Origin of the sequence: Blautia hansenii, assembly GCF_013304445.1 — a bacterium.
Classification (GTDB): Bacteria; Bacillota; Clostridia; order Lachnospirales; family Lachnospiraceae; genus Blautia.
This window is the reverse complement of sequence record NZ_JAAITA010000005.1, coordinates 1-16,122: the sequence shown is the minus strand read 5'-3', so window position 1 is coordinate 16,122 and position 16,122 is coordinate 1. Positions and strand designations below refer to the sequence as shown.

Annotated in this window: 14 protein-coding genes; 11 read left to right on the top strand and 3 right to left on the bottom strand. The window is 43.3% G+C overall.

Going from position 1 to position 16,122, the window contains the following annotated elements; translation table 11 throughout:
• Positions 1 to 6 precede the first annotated feature (6 nt).
• Positions 7 to 1,773 carry an arginine--tRNA ligase gene (gene argS / locus G5A70_RS05865; protein ID WP_173748749.1) on the top strand — a complete coding sequence of 589 codons (1,767 nt, stop codon included), beginning with the start codon at positions 7 to 9 and terminating at the stop codon, positions 1,771 to 1,773.
• An 18-nt stretch (positions 1,774 to 1,791) separates the two neighbouring features.
• On the top strand, positions 1,792 to 2,217 hold the full coding sequence (locus G5A70_RS05860; RefSeq protein WP_173748748.1) for an HIT family protein: 426 nt from the start codon (positions 1,792 to 1,794) through the stop codon (positions 2,215 to 2,217).
• Positions 2,218 to 2,364: 147 nt separating this feature from the next.
• Here G5A70_RS05860 and pckA read toward each other — a convergent pair whose 3' ends face one another.
• Complete coding sequence (gene pckA, locus G5A70_RS05855) at positions 2,365 to 3,969, bottom strand: phosphoenolpyruvate carboxykinase (ATP) (RefSeq protein ID WP_173748747.1); 1,605 nt, start codon at positions 3,967 to 3,969, stop codon at positions 2,365 to 2,367.
• A gap of 261 nt (positions 3,970 to 4,230) precedes the next feature.
• Between pckA and G5A70_RS05850 the strand changes: the two genes are divergently transcribed.
• The 6 genes from G5A70_RS05850 to G5A70_RS16210 all read left to right on the top strand — a co-directional run bounded on the left by G5A70_RS05850 (position 4,231) and on the right by G5A70_RS16210 (position 10,309).
• On the top strand, positions 4,231 to 4,908 hold the full coding sequence (locus G5A70_RS05850) for a response regulator transcription factor (RefSeq protein ID WP_173748746.1): 678 nt from the start codon (positions 4,231 to 4,233) through the stop codon (positions 4,906 to 4,908).
• A 2-nt stretch (positions 4,909 to 4,910) separates the two neighbouring features.
• Positions 4,911 to 5,831, top strand: coding sequence for a sensor histidine kinase (locus tag G5A70_RS05845; RefSeq protein WP_173748745.1), 921 nt, complete (start codon positions 4,911 to 4,913; stop codon positions 5,829 to 5,831).
• A 101-nt stretch (positions 5,832 to 5,932) separates the two neighbouring features.
• Positions 5,933 to 6,601, top strand: a complete 669-nt coding sequence (locus G5A70_RS05840) for an ABC transporter ATP-binding protein (protein WP_173748744.1) — start codon at positions 5,933 to 5,935, stop codon at positions 6,599 to 6,601.
• A gap of 13 nt (positions 6,602 to 6,614) precedes the next feature.
• Positions 6,615 to 9,116, top strand: a complete 2,502-nt coding sequence (locus G5A70_RS05835; protein ID WP_173748743.1) for an ABC transporter permease — start codon at positions 6,615 to 6,617, stop codon at positions 9,114 to 9,116.
• A gap of 88 nt (positions 9,117 to 9,204) precedes the next feature.
• Positions 9,205 to 10,074 carry an EamA family transporter gene (locus G5A70_RS05830; protein ID WP_173748742.1) on the top strand — a complete coding sequence of 290 codons (870 nt, stop codon included), beginning with the start codon at positions 9,205 to 9,207 and terminating at the stop codon, positions 10,072 to 10,074.
• A 55-nt stretch (positions 10,075 to 10,129) separates the two neighbouring features.
• A complete protein-coding gene (locus G5A70_RS16210; RefSeq protein ID WP_419525796.1) occupies positions 10,130 to 10,309 on the top strand; it encodes a helix-turn-helix transcriptional regulator in 180 nt (59 codons plus the stop codon).
• Here G5A70_RS16210 and G5A70_RS05820 read toward each other — a convergent pair.
• Complete coding sequence (locus tag G5A70_RS05820) at positions 10,243 to 11,532, bottom strand: lactate racemase domain-containing protein (protein WP_173748740.1); 1,290 nt, start codon at positions 11,530 to 11,532, stop codon at positions 10,243 to 10,245. The genes G5A70_RS16210 and G5A70_RS05820 overlap by 67 nt on opposite strands.
• 32 nt (positions 11,533 to 11,564) lie before the next feature.
• Entirely contained in the window at positions 11,565 to 12,590 is a 1,026-nt protein-coding gene (locus G5A70_RS05815) for a zinc-binding alcohol dehydrogenase family protein (RefSeq protein ID WP_173748739.1), read from the bottom strand.
• Positions 12,591 to 12,914: 324 nt separating this feature from the next.
• On the opposite strand from G5A70_RS05815, the gene G5A70_RS05810 reads away from it, so the two are divergent.
• The 3 genes from G5A70_RS05810 to G5A70_RS05800 all read left to right on the top strand — a co-directional run bounded on the left by G5A70_RS05810 (position 12,915) and on the right by G5A70_RS05800 (position 15,976).
• A complete protein-coding gene (locus G5A70_RS05810; protein ID WP_173748738.1) occupies positions 12,915 to 13,610 on the top strand; it encodes a GntR family transcriptional regulator in 696 nt (231 codons plus the stop codon).
• Between the two features lie 171 nt (positions 13,611 to 13,781).
• A complete protein-coding gene (locus G5A70_RS05805; protein WP_173748737.1) occupies positions 13,782 to 15,170 on the top strand; it encodes a GntP family permease in 1,389 nt (462 codons plus the stop codon).
• Between the two features lie 107 nt (positions 15,171 to 15,277).
• On the top strand, positions 15,278 to 15,976 hold the full coding sequence (locus G5A70_RS05800; protein WP_173748736.1) for a FadR/GntR family transcriptional regulator: 699 nt from the start codon (positions 15,278 to 15,280) through the stop codon (positions 15,974 to 15,976).
• Positions 15,977 to 16,122 lie beyond the last annotated feature (146 nt).

Sequence of the window (16,122 nt, the reverse complement as noted above, 5' to 3'; positions counted from 1 at the left end):
AAGTACATGAAGAGAATTGTTGAACATATAGAAGCAGTATTAAAAGAGGCATTTCTGGCAGCCGGATATGATGAAAAATTTGCAAAGGCAACGGTTTCCAATCGTCCGGACCTCTGTGAATACCAGTGCAACGGCGCCATGGCGGCAGCGAAAACATATAAAAAAGCCCCCATTATGATTGCAAACGATGTGGTGGAAAAACTGCAGAACAGTGAAATCTTTGAAACCATAGAGGCTGTCAATCCGGGATTTATCAATATCAAGATAAGCAAAAACTATCTGGCAGGGTATTTAAATGACATGCTGGAAGATAACAAACTGTCTGTAGAAGAGAGTAAAGAGCCCAAAACCATTGTCATCGACTACGGCGGACCAAACGTGGCAAAACCGCTTCATGTAGGACATCTGCGTTCCGCAATTATTGGTGAAAGTATTAAGAGAATGGGACGTTTTCTGGGACATAAAGTGATTGGTGATGTACATCTGGGAGACTGGGGTCTGCAGATGGGGCTGATTATTACAGAACTGTCCAAAAGACAGCCGGATTTGGTGTACTTTGATGAAAGCTATGAAGGAGAATATCCTAAAGAACCACCATTTACCGTAAGCGAACTGGAGGAAATCTATCCAACAGCCAGCGGCAAATCCAAAGAAGATGAAGCTTATAAAAGTGAAGCCTTAGAAGCGACTCTGCAGCTGCAGCAGGGCAGAAGAGGGTATCGTGCCCTGTGGAAACACATTATGGAAGTGTCTGTGGCAGATTTGAAGAAGAACTATGCCAAATTAAAAGTAGATTTTGACCTCTGGAAAGGTGAGGCTGACGCAGACGCCTACATTCCGGATATGGTAAAATACCTGAAGGACAACGGATATGCGTATATGGACCAGGGCGCCCTGGTGGTAGATGTGAAAGAGGAGTCTGACACAAAAGAAATCCCGCCGTGTATGATTTTAAAATCAGACGGTGCGTCTCTGTACAATACCACCGATTTGGCCACGATTGTGCAGCGTATGGAAGATTTTCATCCGGATGAAATTATTTATGTGGTGGATAAACGTCAGGAACTGCATTTTGTACAGGTGTTCCGCTGTGCAAAGAAAGCGAACATGGTGGATGAAGATACAAAGCTTTCCTTTGTGGGATTTGGTACCATGAATGGAAAAGACGGAAAGCCTTTCAAGACAAGAGAAGGCGGTGTTATGCGTCTGGAACGTCTCATTGCGGAAATCAATGAAGAAATGTACAAAAAAATTGTGGAAAACCGCAGTGTAAAAGACGAAAATGCAGAGCATACGGCGCAGCTGGTTGGCTTATCTGCCATTAAATATGGAGACTTGTCTAACCAGGCTTCCAAGGATTATGTATTTGATATTGACCGTTTCACTTCTTTTGAAGGCAATACGGGTCCGTATATTTTGTATACCATTGTGCGTATCAAGTCTATCTTAAACCGTTACGCAGAAGAAGGCAAAAATCCGGAACAGGGAAGCATTCAGGGTGCAGTCAGCGACAGTGAAAAGACATTGATGCTGGAACTTTCCAGATTCAATTCCATTATTGAACCTGCTTTTGAAGAAAAAGCGCCTCATAGAATCTGCTCCTATATTTATGATTTGGCAAATGCTTTTAACAGCTTTTATCACAACACCAGAATTCTGGCAGAGGAAGACCAAAGCAAACAGACTTCCTGGATTCGTCTGCTGGCCTTGACAGAGAAAGTCCTGGAAACCTGTATTGATTTGCTGGGATTTGACGCCCCGGAGAGAATGTAAGGAGAAAAGGAGACAAGTATGAAAGATACAAATTGCGCGTACTGCATGGAGGGAACACTGGTAGATGCCTTCGGAATTAAAATATGTGAACTGGAGACTTCTAAAGTATATTTGTTCAAAGAACAGAGCCATCCGGGAAGAGTGATTGTAGCCCACAAGAAACATGTGAGCGAAATTACAGAGCTGACAGCACAAGAGAGAGCAGCTTATATGGAAGATATTAACAAAGTAGCCCAGGCGGTACATCAGCTGTTCCACCCGGATAAAGTGAATTACGGAGCGTACGGAGATACAGGGCATCACCTGCACTTTCATCTGGTACCGAAATATAAAGACCAGTATGAATGGGGCGGAACCTTTGCCATGAATCCTGCTGAAAAAACTCTGACAGAAACAGAGTATGCGGATATGGTGGAAAAATATAGAGAAGTGCTTATGAAATAATCTCAGGTTATGGAAAAAGAACGAGGAATCCAAGACAGCAGGAAAACAGAAGCTGTCTATGGATTCCTTTTTTGAACAGGCCGTTTACACAAACAGAAAAAGACTGCCGCAGCAGCCTTTTTCTAAGAATTTTAAATTATTCAGAAATTATTCCTGAGGACCAGCAGCAACTAATGCTTTACCAGCTTCGTTTCCTTCGTATTTAGCGAAGTTCTTAACGAATCTCTGAGCCAGGTCTTTTGCTTTTGTTTCCCATTCGGAAGCGTCAGCATAAGTATCGCGTGGGTCAAGGATGTTAGAATCTACACCAGGAAGTTCTGTAGGTACTTCAAAGTTGAAGTGAGGAATCTTCTTAGTAGGAGCGTTTAAGATATCTCCGTTTAAGATAGCATCGATGATACCACGGGTATCTTTGATGGAGATACGTTTTCCTGTTCCGTTCCATCCTGTATTTACCAGGTATGCTTTTGCGCCGCTCTGTTCCATTTTCTTAACAAGCTCTTCTGCATATTTTGTTGGGTGCAGTTCCAGGAAAGCCTGGCCGAAGCAAGCTGAGAAAGTTGGTGTAGGCTCTGTGATTCCACGTTCTGTACCAGCCAGTTTTGCTGTAAATCCAGACAGGAAGTAGTACTGAGTCTGTTCCGGTGTCAGGATAGATACTGGAGGCAGTACGCCAAATGCATCTGCAGACAGGAAGATAACTTCTTTTGCTGCCGGTGCGGAAGAAACAGGGCGAACAATGTTTTCAATATGGTTAATCGGATAAGATACACGAGTATTTTCTGTTACGCTCTTATCTGTGAAGTCGATTTTTCCTTCGGAATCCAGAGTAACGTTTTCAAGAAGAGCGTTACGTTTGATTGCGTTGTAGATATCTGGTTCGGATTCTTTATCCAGATCGATAACTTTTGCGTAGCAGCCGCCTTCAAAGTTGAATACGCCGTTGTCATCCCAGCCGTGTTCGTCATCACCGATAAGAAGACGTTTCGGGTCTGTGGACAGAGTTGTTTTACCTGTTCCGGAAAGACCGAAGAAGATAGCTGTGTTTTCACCGTTTAAGTCTGTGTTTGCAGAGCAGTGCATGGAAGCGATACCCTTTAACGGCAGGTAGTAGTTCATCATAGAGAACATACCTTTTTTCATTTCTCCGCCGTACCATGTATTTACGATAACCTGCTCACGGCTTGTAATGTTAAACATAACAGCTGTTTCGGAGTTTAATCCTAATTCTTTGTAGTTTTCTACTTTTGCTTTGGAAGCGTTGTATACGATGAAATCAGGCTCAAAGTTTTCCAGTTCTTCTGCTGTAGGCTGGATAAACATATTTGTAACAAAGTGAGCCTGCCAAGCAACTTCTACGATGAAACGGATAGCCATACGGGTATCTTTGTTTGCGCCGCAGAAAGCGTCTACAACGTACAGTTTTTTATTGGAAAGTTCTTTGATAGCCAGGTCTTTTACAGTAGCCCATGCTTCCTGTGAAGCCGGATGGTTATCATTTTTGTATTCGTCAGAAGTCCACCATACAGTATCTTTGGAGTTCTCATCCATAACAATATATTTGTCTTTAGGAGAACGTCCGGTGTATACACCTGTCATTACGTTCACTGCGCCAAGTTCACTTTCCTGACCTTTTTCAAAACCTTCCAGTTCCGGTTTTGTTTCTTCAGCGAATAATAATTCATAAGAAGGATTGTGAACGATTTCAGTCGTTCCTGTGATGCCGTACTTGCTTAAATTCAATTCTGCCATCTTACATGTACCTCTCTTTTCTTTCATAATAATCACCGGAATTCAGCCTGAAAAACAGGCTTCCGTGATATTCCTTTTCAGAGAAACCAGTAACCTGGTTCTCTTTTCTATTATACATATTTACCTCAATAAATCAATAAAAAAAATATAGATTTTATAAAAATTGTTTAAATTTTAACGACTTTTACCCTTTGACCGGGAAAAACATAAATGCTATGATGTAATATAGAAAAAACAGGATGAAAAAGGGAACGGAGGAACATGAAAAAGATATTGCTGATTGAGGATGACAGAGACTTAAATACCGGGCTCACCTGTGACTTGGAATTGGAAAATTACCGGGTCTGTTCTGCATTTACATTGGGAGAGGGCATGGAGATTCTTACACGGGAAGAAGTGGATTTGATTTTGCTGGACGGGAATCTGCCCGATGGGGACGGCTTTGATTTCTGCAGGGCCGTAAAGGCAGAACAGGATATTCCCGTTATTTTTCTCACAGCCAGGGATATGGAACGGGACGAGATGAAGGGCTTTGACTGCGGTGCGGATGATTATATCACAAAACCTTTTAAAATGCCCATTCTGCACAGGAGAATTCAGGCAGCTCTGCGGAAAAGTGGAAAGACGGCAGACAGGGCTGTGTATGACGATGGATATCTGAAAATAGATTTTGATAAAATGACGGCTGTAAAAGGCGAAGAAAGCCTTTCTATGACGCCCACGGAATATCGGATTTTACGGCTTCTTATTGCCAATGCAGACCGGGTGATGACAAAAGGGCTGCTGCTGGAAAAAATCTGGGACCAGGGCGGGAGCTTTGTGGATGAACATACAGTGGCTGTCAATATCAACCGTTTAAGAAAGAAGATAGAAACCCCTGTGCGCTCTTACATTAAAACTTTGTATGGAATGGGGTATCAGTGGAAAGGCGGGAAATAAAAGTGGAAATTATTTTGCTGGCGTTTTCTTTTTTCTTTTTTCTCTTTGGGCTGTTTCTGGTGTTTTATGCCAGAAGGGGAGTTCTTTCGTATACTTCACAAATCATGGAATGCCTGGAAGCCATGATTGCAGGCAAGAGGAATATTGTATTCCAGGAAAGTCAGGAAACGCTGATGGGTAAAATTCAGATGAGAATGCGTCGCCTTTATGAAATCATAGAAATGAAATCGGAGGAAAACCTTCGCCAGAGAGAACAACTGGAATCCATGATTTCCGACATTTCCCATCAGGTAAAGACTCCTATCGCAGGTATTCGTATGTATCACAATCTTCTGGAGAGAAGGGGGATTTCTGAAGACCAGAGGGAGAGATTTCTCCAGGCCTCGGAACATCAGGTTGATAAGCTGGAGTTTTTTATGCAGAGCATGATTCGAATGTCCCGAATGGAAACAGGACTGATTAAGGTGCAGCCAAAAGAACATTCTGTCTATGAACTTCTGGCAAGGGCTATCTGTGATGCTGCCTTAAAGGCAGAGGAAAAAGGAATTGAAATCCAAGTTTCCTGTGAGGAAAGCCTTCGGGCGTATTTTGATAAAAGATGGACACAGGAAGCCGTGTTTAATGTGCTGGACAATGCCATTAAGTACACCGGACAGGGAGGAAAATTGTGGATTTCAGCGGAAAAGACAGATTTTTTCGTGAGAATAAAAATCCGGGACAATGGAAGAGGTATTCCGGAAGACAGACTTCCCCATATTTTTAAACGTTTTTACAGGGAACCGGAGTCTGCAGAGACAGAAGGTGTAGGCATTGGGCTTTATCTGACCAGAGAGATTGTCATGCTCCAGAAAGGTTTTGTGGAAGCCCACTCCAGAGTTGGAGAAGGAACGGCTATTTGTATCCACCTGCCTGTAGAGCAGTGAAAGCAGAAAAAGAAATTATCTCAATTCTGTTACTTTTTTGAGAACAGTTTGAGATAATTTTTTTGTATGCTGATAGCATCAAAGGAAAGGAAGGTACTAAGATGGATTATATTTTAGAAACAAAGGATTTGAAAAAATATTACGGACAGGGGACAAATGTGACAAAAGCCCTGGATGGAGTAAGCGTTGCAGTGGAAAAAGGGGAATTTGTATCTGTAATTGGTACATCAGGCAGCGGAAAATCTACTATGCTTAATATGCTGGGCGGTTTGGACGTTCCCACCTCGGGAAGTGTGAAAATCAGAGGAAAAGAAATTGCAAAAATGAATGATGAGCAGCTTACGGTTTTTCGCAGAAGGAATATTGGTTTTGTATTTCAAAATTACAATCTGGTGCCCATTCTGAATGTATATCAGAACATTGTGCTGCCGATAGAACTGGATGGGAACAAGGTAGACAGAACCTATGTAAAGGAAATTATCAGGGTTCTGCATTTGGAGGAAAAACTGGATAATCTGCCGAATAATCTTTCCGGAGGACAGCAGCAGAGAGTAGCCATTGCCAGAGCGTTAGCGGCAAAACCAGCTATTTTGTTAGCAGATGAACCTACCGGTAATCTGGATACCCGCACCTCCTTGGAGGTCATGCAGCTTTTAAAAATGACTACAACGGAGTTTGGGCAGACGCTGGTGATGATTACCCACAATCCGGAATTGGCTCAGATAGCGGACAGAATGCTTCATATTGAAGACGGAAAGATTACAGAATAAGGGGGCAGGAAGTATGAAGCTGTTGGAAAATAACAATCGGAAGTTTATGAAAAACTTGTCGGGAAGCTGCCTGAAAGCCAATAAAAGCAGAAATGGGATTGCGGTACTTGCCATTATTTTGACGGCGGTTCTTTTTATGGGGCTGACTACGGTTATGGAAGGTACGCAGGTATCCATGAAAAATCAGATGCTTCGTCAGGCAGGAAGCCGTTTTATGGTGTCCTTAAAAGGTCTGTCAAAAGAAGAAGCAGAGACTCTGGCAAAGGATTCCGTGTTTTCAGAAGCCGGAGTAGAGCACTATGTGGCTAATGTAAATAACCAGGAACTGAGAAACATTCACGCAGTGGCAGGATGGGTAGATGAAACTACGGCAAAAAACAGTTTTATGGAGTTAACAGAGGGGCATTATCCTAAAAAGGAGAATGAAATTGCCTGTGATACGGAAATTCTTAAGCTGTTGGGAGTTTCCCCCAAACCGGGCAGCACCGTTACTTTGCAGTATTCTATAGGAGAGGAAAAGCTGGAAAAGAAAATGACCCTTTGCGGTGTCTGGGAAGGAAGGAGTCATGAGCAGAACGCCTCCCTGCTGATTTCCAAAGGACTGGCTGAAAAGATGGAGACAAAAGGGGAAAGCTACAGTGTAAGGGGGAGTTTTCACAGTGATAAAAATATACAGGAGCGGCTGGATAACCTGATTGAGAAAATGGGATATGACCCGGAAGCCAAACAAGGCGAGGAGGGATATCTGATTCACCATGTAAGCCCGGCTTACGAGCAGTCTACACAACAGTCTCCCCAGACTATAATATTGATAGGAATCGGGATTCTGCTGATTTTGTTTGCCGGTTATCTGGTCATTTACAATATTTTTAAAATTTCTGTGGAGAAAGACATTCGCTTGTATGGACAGTTAAAAACCATTGGAACTTCGCCGAAACAGATTCGTTACATGATTATCCGGCAGGGAAGTATCCTCTCTCTGGTGGGAATTCCCGCAGGACTGGTACTTGGATGGCTTTTGGGAAATGGACTGCTGCCCCTGGTTATGGCAAGTACAAATTTTGCGGAAACAGAGTTTATCGTTCCCTCCTGGTGGATATGGCTGCTGGCCGCGCTGTTTACTTTTGTAACGGTGCGTATCAGCTGCAGCAGACCGGGAAAGATTGCAGGAAGAATTTCTCCTGTGGAAGCATTGAAATATCAGAGCGGTGTGCAAAATAAGCAGACCCACAGAAGAGGAAAAGAAACCCGTTTTCCGCTGGGGGCCATGGCGGTGGCCAATTTAAGCAGAAATAAGGGAAAGACGCTGTTGGTAGTATTATCCCTTTCTTTCAGCGCCGTACTTTTAAACTGCGCTTTAAATTATACCGGCAATATGGATGAGAAAACGTTTGTGGAGGGAATGGTAATTTCTGATATTGATGTTCGCAGCAGGGACTTTCTGAAGCCTGGTACAGAGGAGTACAAAAAAGTGGTGAAGGGGAGTGCTGTAAGAGAACTGGAAAATCTGGAAGGCGTACAGGATTTTGGAAAAGTGTATACATATATGCTTCCGGAAGAAAAGAGGACGGAAAAAAGAGAGGATTTGGGAAAGATCCTCCGTGTGAACGGAAAAGAAACATCAGAAAACAGCCAGGTTTTTGAACGAAATCGCATGTTATATGGATACAATGAAAATGCATTGGCCAGAGCAGCTGTAATAGAGGGAACGATGGATTATGAAAAACTTTGCAGCGGAGATTATGTAGTGATGGCGGGCAGTCTGGGAGATTCGGGAGAATATAATTATGAGGCACAGGAATTTCACGCAGGTGATATTATTGAAGCTGAAATCAAAGGAACAGTAAAGGAATATACGGTTCTGGCAGTGGTAGGAGTGGAGCAGGCACAGGAGATGAGCTACAGCAGCGGCGGTTATGAAGCCATAGCCTTTCCGGAGTCGGTATTTTTGCAGATGTTTCCGGAAATGCAGAATCCGATTCACTGCCTCTTTGACGCAAAAGAAGGTTCCTTTGATACCCTTTATGAGAAGGTGGAGAAGATTGCCGAGGGAAACAATCTGTCGGTACTTACCCGATTGACGGCGGAAGCAGAATTTAAGGAAATAAAGACTACGTTTAGTATGGTAGGAATTGTGGTTTCTGTCATTCTGGGCAGTATCGGAACTTTAAATCTTGTCAACGTGATTTTGACAGGTGTAATTGCCAGACAGAGAGAATTTGCTGCCATGAGAAGCATCGGCATGACGAAAAAGCAGCTCAGAAAGCTGATGATTTGTGAAGGAGTGCTTTATGCAGTGCTGGCAGGAATGATGGGGCTTTTTATCAGCGCGATTTTGTCCATGACCCTGGTAAAAGGAATTACTGCAGGAATCTGGTATATGAAATACCATTTTACTCTGGTTCCTGCGCTGGTAGTGTTTGGGATTTCCCTTTTCTTGTCTGTGTGCATTTCCGCCATGACGGATAAAATATGGAACAAGAGAAGCGTGGTGGAGCTGCTGCGGGCAGAGTAGTTAGGAAAAGGCTGTTGCACATACGGCAGGCTGCGTTATAATGAGAAGGACAAAGAAACTGTTAAAAACTGTTTTGGAGGACAGGAATATGTGGATATTTTATGCAATAGGTTCTTCCTTTTTTGCCGGAGTGACAGCCGTTCTTGCCAAATGCGGAATCCGAAAGACGGATAGCGATGTGGCAACGGCCATTCGTACGATCGTGGTACTGCTGTTTTCCTGGCTTATGGTTTTTCTTACAGGGGCAGAAACAGGAATGGCACAAATCAGCGGCAGAACATTTTTGTTTCTGATTCTGTCCGGTCTGGCCACGGGGGCCTCCTGGCTGTGCTATTTCCATGCACTGCAAAAAGGGGATATAAACCGGGTGGTTCCCATTGACAAATCCAGCACGGTGCTGACCATTGTGCTGGCTCTGATATTTCTGGGAGAAGGGATGAGTTGGAAGAAAGCGCTGTCCGTAATTTTGATTGGCGCAGGAACGCTGCTGATGATTGCACCAAAGGCAGCAGAAGGGCAGGAAAACCATACAAAGGGCAGAGAGTGGCTCGTATATGCTGTTCTGTCCGCAGTATTTGCCAGTTTGACAGCCATTCTTGGGAAAATTGGAATTCAGCATGTAGATTCCAATCTGGGCACAGCCATCCGAACCACAGTAGTGCTGTTTATGGCGTGGATTATGGTGTTTGCTGCCGGAAAACAGAGGGAGGTTAAGCAGATAGAGAAAGGGGAGTTTGGATTTCTGCTTCTGTCCGGTCTGGCTACAGGGGCTTCCTGGCTGTGCTATTACCGGGCTTTGCAGGAAGGGCCTGCCAGTGTGGTGGTGCCCATTGATAAACTGAGTATTCTGGTTACTATTTTGTTTTCCGCAGTGGTATTTGGGGAAAAATTGTCAAAGAAAGCGGGGGTTGGCCTGGGCTGTATGGTTTTTGGAACGGTTTGGCTGGCTTTTCAGTGAGAAAACAGGAATTTCACCTGTTTTCTCTTTTGAGGTATGGTACTTCGGGAATGTTGTGCGAGATTGTCTGGAGCAGGCAAGGGTGTGGCTGTTAAAGTCTGAACTTTCCGTAAAAGAGGTTGGAAACCGATGTGGTTTTCAGGACACCAGTTATTTTATCAGGGTTTTTTACAGACATTTTGGAGAGACACCGTCTGCTTTCCAAAGCCCCAATGCAGGTGTTTTCACAAAGTAGATTTCTTCTCCGTTTTCCAGGGTATTCCACCCCTCCTTAAGTGTCTCCGGATTGTATAGCTTTGCCGCTTCTTCATAATCCATCCAGTCGTAACCAACGCGGTTGATGTCTTCTTTGCTGAGATTTTCCGGTCTGGTACAGTAAGTGATACGGAATCTGCCGTCGGATGAACCTTGGATTAAGTGGGCAGCCGCCATAATACGGTTTTCAAAGACACCTTTTCGGAACAGTTCTAATACATAGTCCCGTCCTTTATATCCATATGTTCTGGTCATTTGGTCCATTTCCTCGTTTTCACCAAAGGACTTGACCCCGGGTGCGAGAATTATCAAATCTCCACCGTCTGCTACAGCCATGCGGGTGCGGTAAATTCCTTTGTTTCCCACCCAGGTGGTTTTCAGTTCACAGGGGTCTAAATAAGTAACCAGTTTTTTGGCTCTGCGCGCTACATGGCAGATGTTCAGCTTTGTGGACAATGCTACACCGTGTTCAAAAGGCTTTCTGGATGAACCGATATAAAGTCCGTTTAAGCAGACCTCCTCTTTCTTTAAAGTGGTTACCGTCTGCAAATAGACCAGAGGAAGCCTGCCGTCCAGAAAATGCTGCTGTGCGTAATCAAAGACTTTCCGGGCGGGAGAATCTGCTACGCCCAGAGCTTTTTCCATACCGCAGATGGCACTAAGCATATGGGATTTGTTAATCATCTGCCGTCCGCCTACACCTACGAAAATATTTTTGCTGTAATTTGCCATACCTACGACCTCATGGGGAACAACCTGGCCTACGGAGAGAATGAGATCATAGCTGCCGTTTATAAGTTTTTCATTGACCTCCACTTCGATTTCTGTAGAATATAGTCCCTGGGAAATTTCTTCAATCACTTCTTTTGGAACGGTTCCAATAGAAATTGTATCGGTTTGCCAGTGGTGAACCAGAAAGGCTCCGTCAGGAATGTCTTTTCCAAACATTTTTTCTTTTTCTTCTTTATCCATTTCCATATGTGTGCCAAGAGCAGGCATAATATGAACCACGGCTCTCGGCGACAGCTTTTCATAGAGCATCCGGGTAAGTTCTCCGGCATAAGAGTAGCAGCGGGTAAAATCCGGAGGAATAATCAGTACTTTTTTTACATGGGGAAACTGTGCCAGCAATGCTTCTAAAGCCTGGTTCACTTCTTTTGGGGAAAGCCCCTTTGTTTCATCGGTTAAGTAGATTTCTTTCATAGAAACTCCAATCTGCCGTAAAAGGCATTTTCTTATCGGTCTTCAAATTTTAATACGATTTTTAATACATCCTGGGGATGTTCCTGAATCATAGTCAGGGCCTCCATAATATCTTTATAGTTGTACGCCTTGGTCATCAGCTGCTCTGGCTTCAGAGTTCCGTCTTCAAATCCGGCAATCACTTCATCAAAGCAGTTGTTATTTAAGCGGGAACCCACAATAGTCAGTTCTTTTTTCGTGATTTCTGCCATGGTAATCTGGGAGGGCTGGTTTTTCAGACCGATACAAACCACGCGTCCGGCAGGGCAGGCCAGCTGGACGGCCTGCTCAAAAGAGGAAGGAATACATACGGTATCCACAACAACGGGAATTCCTTCTCCATCTGTAAATTTCATCAGCCGTTCTTCCAGGTTTTCATTGGAAACCAGAACCGTTTCATCTGCGCCCATGGATTCTGCCTTTTCCAGACGTTCTTTGACTAAATCTGTCATAATAACCTGAGCGCCGTTTCTCTTAGCCACCTGCATGGCACAGATCCCAATGGGACCGGATCCCATAATCAATACCTTGTCTCCTTTTGAAATCTGTCCTCTGCGGTTGATTTCCACTCCAATGGTAAACGGCTCCACAAGACCAAGGAGAGATTCGTCAAAATCCTTGTGGAAGAGATGAATGTTTGATTCAGGTGCAGTTACATATTCGGCAAAGCCCCCATCTCTGTGAACGCCCATGACTTCAAGAGAAGAGCAGACATTGTGTCTTCCGATACGGCAGGCGTAACAGTGACCGCAGCTTCTTACCGGGTCTACGGCAACTTTGTCTCCGACTTTTACAGAAGTTACGTTTTCGCCTATTTCGGTAACAATGCCGCCAAATTCATGTCCAATGAGCCGGGGATAAGTAGCCAGAGAATTGGTTCCATTGTAAATACCAATATCAGAGCCGCAGATGCCCCCGGAGGTAATCCGTACAAGGACATCATCTTTCTTTTGGATAGTTGGTTTTGGTACATCTACGATTTCTACTTTAAATGGTTCGGTTACTTTGATAGCTTTCATAATTCCATACTCCTTCATCATAAATAATATTAATATATTAGTTTGCTGCGATAATCTATAGTACTAAAATAAAATATGTACCATATAGAAGAAATTGGAATAAAGATGGTCAGATAACTGATATATCAGTTTATGCAGTCACTATAGCAGAGTCTCATAAAAAGTGCAATATGAAATCCCTACAAGAAAAAGGGGAATATCTTGTAGAATCTACACAAAACATATGACGTATTATGATGAAAAGATACTTCCAACCGGACCATTGACGGAAGAAGAGGCCTGTGCTACGATTCTGAAAGAAAGGAAAACAGGAGAAGAAGAAATATGCCCATAATACTGTCAAAAAGAATAGAAAAAGAAAATAACCGGGAGTATGCGTACCGTGTTTTAAGGGATAATATTATGACTCTGCAGCTTTTGCCGGGGACAACCATTAATGAAGGAGAATTAGCCGAACTTTTTCATACCAGCAGAACACCCATACATGAAGCGGTATTAATGCTGAAAGAGGAATATCTGGTAGATGTGTATCCTCAAAGCGGTTCTAAAATTTCCAGAATACAACTGGACATTTTAAAGGAGGGATATTTTTTGCGCTCACTTATAGAGCCGGAGCTTATAGCCCATATGGCGGGAAATATTTCTTCCGGGCAGGCGGCAGAACTCAGAGAGAATCTGGACAGACAGAAAGCGGCCCTTCATCAGAAGGATAAGATAGATACTTTTTTTAAACTGGATGATTCTTTCCACCATCTGCTGTACCAGATGGCAGGAAAACCCCGCACCTGGTATGCAGTGAAAAAAGTCAGTACCCATTATGACCGGATTCGGTATCTGGATGCCATTATGTACCATACCGAATTGAAAAATATTTATGAAGAGCATAAGAAAATTTTTCAGATTTTGCTTCTGGGTATGGCACCGGATTTTGAATGGAAAAATTTTTACGACCGACATCTGGGAACTTACCGAAAAGGATTTTCAGAAATTTTTGAAAAGTATCCGGAATACTTTGCGTAAACAGTTGTGCAAAATATATAAAAATTAAACGATAAATTTATGATTATTCAACATAATTTCGTTTCCTTATTGACGTATGACGTCTTATATGCTACATTCTTTGCATGGAATAAAGAGGTCATACGTCTTACTATTAACGATCAAAAGGAAAAGAAAAAGGAGGAAACGATTATGTTTTCAGGAGGAATGGTATCAGGGCCACTGTTAATCGGCATTTTTATTCTTGCCATTGTGGTATTGCTGCTGCTGATTATTAAATTTAAACTCAATGCGTTTGTTGCACTTTTGCTGACGGCATTTGGTACAGGGGTATTGGTGAACATGCCGCTGCCGGATGTGGCAAGTACAGTTACGGACGGATTCGGAAGTACTCTGGGCAGTATTGGTATGGTAACCGGCTTAGGTGTTATGCTGGGAAAATTCATGTTTGAATCCGGCGGTATCGAATCTATTTCCAACGGAATTTTAGGTATATTCGGAGAGAAAAAATCACCGGTTGCTGTGGCAATTTCAGGATTTATTACCGGTATTCCGGTGTTTGGAGATGTGGTGTACATTATGTTTGCACCGATGCTTCGGGTATTGTCCAAAAAAACAGGCATTTCCATGGTTACCTTTTCCTGTGCGATTTCGGTGGCAACGACCTGTACTTTTGCGCTGGTACTTCCGACAGCCCCGCCTTTAGCTGTGGCTGGAGAGCTGGGCGTGGAAATTGGTATCTTTTTCTTTTATGCTCTGATTTCTGCCTTTGTAGGTATGCTGGCCGGCGGTATTTTCTATGGTATGCTTCTGAACAAGCAGGATCACAAAAACAATCATTTTTATACCTTTGAAGATTTGGACGAAGAAGAAGCAGAGATGAACAAAGCTGCAGGCAGAAAGAAAATGGGCGCAGGAAAAGCATTGTCCATTTTACTGGTTCCCATTATCCTGATTCTGCTGGGAAGTTTTGTGCCGTTGGCGCTTGGAGACGACGCAGCGATAACGCCTGTTGTAAAATTTATCGGCGACAAAAACTTTGCTATGATGGCAGGTGTTGTATATGCAGCATTGATTTCCCGGAAATATATTGAAAAATCAGCTACGGATATTATGACAGAAGCAGCTGATCAGGTAGGTTTGATTCTTCTGATTACAGGTGCAGGCGGAGCTTTTGGTAAAATTCTTCAGGCTACGGGAATCGCAGACTATGTGGCCGGTTCCTTGTCTCAGTTCAATATTCCGATTCTGGTGCTCTGTTTCCTGATTGCACAAATTATCCGCTGCGCACAGGGTTCTACAACGGTAGCCCTTATGACAACCGCAGCGATTTTATCCAGTACCATTGCCACATGCGGAGTTTCTCCTATTCTGTGTGCAATTGCCATTTGTGCAGGCGGTATCGGTTTATCTTTGCCAAATGATTCCGGTTTCTGGGCTATTAGCAGATTCTTCCGGATTTCCGTACCGGATACAATCCGAGGTTGGAGTATCGGCGGGTTTATAGCGGGTGTGGCTATTTTGATTTTTGTGTCCATTTTATCCTTGTTCCAGGGGTTCCTTCCGGGATTGATGATGTAAATCGTTTCTTTCCTGTTTTTGCAGAGTAAAAGTAGACTTTTCATTGGCAGACTGATATAATAAGAACTTGCATAGGTATGCAGTTATAGGAAATTGAGGAAAAATATATGTTAGAGTCAGTGAAAAATAATAACAAACTGTTGCCGGAGCAGGTATCTGAGCAGATTGCTAATCTGATTACCGACAGAGCTCTGCACGCTGGTGATAAACTGCCAAATGAATTTGAAATGGCAGAACAGCTTGGTGTGGGAAGAGGCACTATCCGGGAAGCGGTAAAAATTCTGGTATCCAGAAATGTAGTAGAGATAAAAAGAGGAAGAGGTACTTTCGTGTGCCATCATCCGGGTGTGGTCGATGATCCTTTTGGTTTTGCTTTTGTAAAAGACAAAAAGAAGCTGGCTATGGATTTATGCGAAATCCGTATGATTATTGAGCCTGAGATTGCTGCGCTGGCGGCAGAGAGAGCCACAGAAGAAGTAGAGGAACTACAGAAAACAGCGGATGAGGTGGCAGTGCTTTGCAGACAGAGAAAGCAGCACATGGAAAAGGATATTGAGTTCCATGAAAAAGTAGCAAAATACAGCAAAAATTCTGTAACGCCAAAGCTGATTCCGGTGATTCAGGCAGGTGTGTCTGTGTTTATTCATGTTACAGACCTGTCGCTGGCCCTGGACACTATCCGAACCCACCAGATGATTGTGGATGCCATTCGTGCTCATGATTCTCAAAAAGCCAGAGAAGCCATGATTGAACATTTACGGAATAACAAAGAGAAGATTGAGGAAATGAAGGAGCTGTCGCAGTAATGCGGCGGCTTTTTCTATTAGAGGAAATGCCGGGAATTGTTTTGGATTATGGAATTTTCCTGTGAAAAAAGTAAGATTTCGGGAAGGCATTCTTGAGTTTCCGCAAACTGTAATTCAAAAATGAATATGTCTGCCCAAAGTGCCAA

What these genes read in the sequence shown, in the direction of transcription:
- G5A70_RS05815 (WP_173748739.1), bottom strand. Translation starts at nt 12,590, where the DNA reads ATGAAAGCTATCAAAGTAACCGAACCATTTAAAGTAGAAATCGTAGAT.
- G5A70_RS05835 (WP_173748743.1), top strand. Translation starts at nt 6,615, where the DNA reads ATGAAGCTGTTGGAAAATAACAATCGGAAGTTTATGAAAAACTTGTCG.
- G5A70_RS05805 (WP_173748737.1), top strand. Translation starts at nt 13,782, where the DNA reads ATGTTTTCAGGAGGAATGGTATCAGGGCCACTGTTAATCGGCATTTTT.
- G5A70_RS05850 (WP_173748746.1), top strand. Translation starts at nt 4,231, where the DNA reads ATGAAAAAGATATTGCTGATTGAGGATGACAGAGACTTAAATACCGGG.
- G5A70_RS05800 (WP_173748736.1), top strand. Translation starts at nt 15,278, where the DNA reads ATGTTAGAGTCAGTGAAAAATAATAACAAACTGTTGCCGGAGCAGGTA.
- G5A70_RS05860 (WP_173748748.1), top strand. Translation starts at nt 1,792, where the DNA reads ATGAAAGATACAAATTGCGCGTACTGCATGGAGGGAACACTGGTAGAT.
- argS (WP_173748749.1), top strand. Translation starts at nt 7, where the DNA reads ATGAAGAGAATTGTTGAACATATAGAAGCAGTATTAAAAGAGGCATTT.
- pckA (WP_173748747.1), bottom strand. Translation starts at nt 3,969, where the DNA reads ATGGCAGAATTGAATTTAAGCAAGTACGGCATCACAGGAACGACTGAA.
- G5A70_RS05810 (WP_173748738.1), top strand. Translation starts at nt 12,915, where the DNA reads ATGCCCATAATACTGTCAAAAAGAATAGAAAAAGAAAATAACCGGGAG.
- G5A70_RS05820 (WP_173748740.1), bottom strand. Translation starts at nt 11,532, where the DNA reads ATGAAAGAAATCTACTTAACCGATGAAACAAAGGGGCTTTCCCCAAAA.
- G5A70_RS05840 (WP_173748744.1), top strand. Translation starts at nt 5,933, where the DNA reads ATGGATTATATTTTAGAAACAAAGGATTTGAAAAAATATTACGGACAG.
- G5A70_RS05830 (WP_173748742.1), top strand. Translation starts at nt 9,205, where the DNA reads ATGTGGATATTTTATGCAATAGGTTCTTCCTTTTTTGCCGGAGTGACA.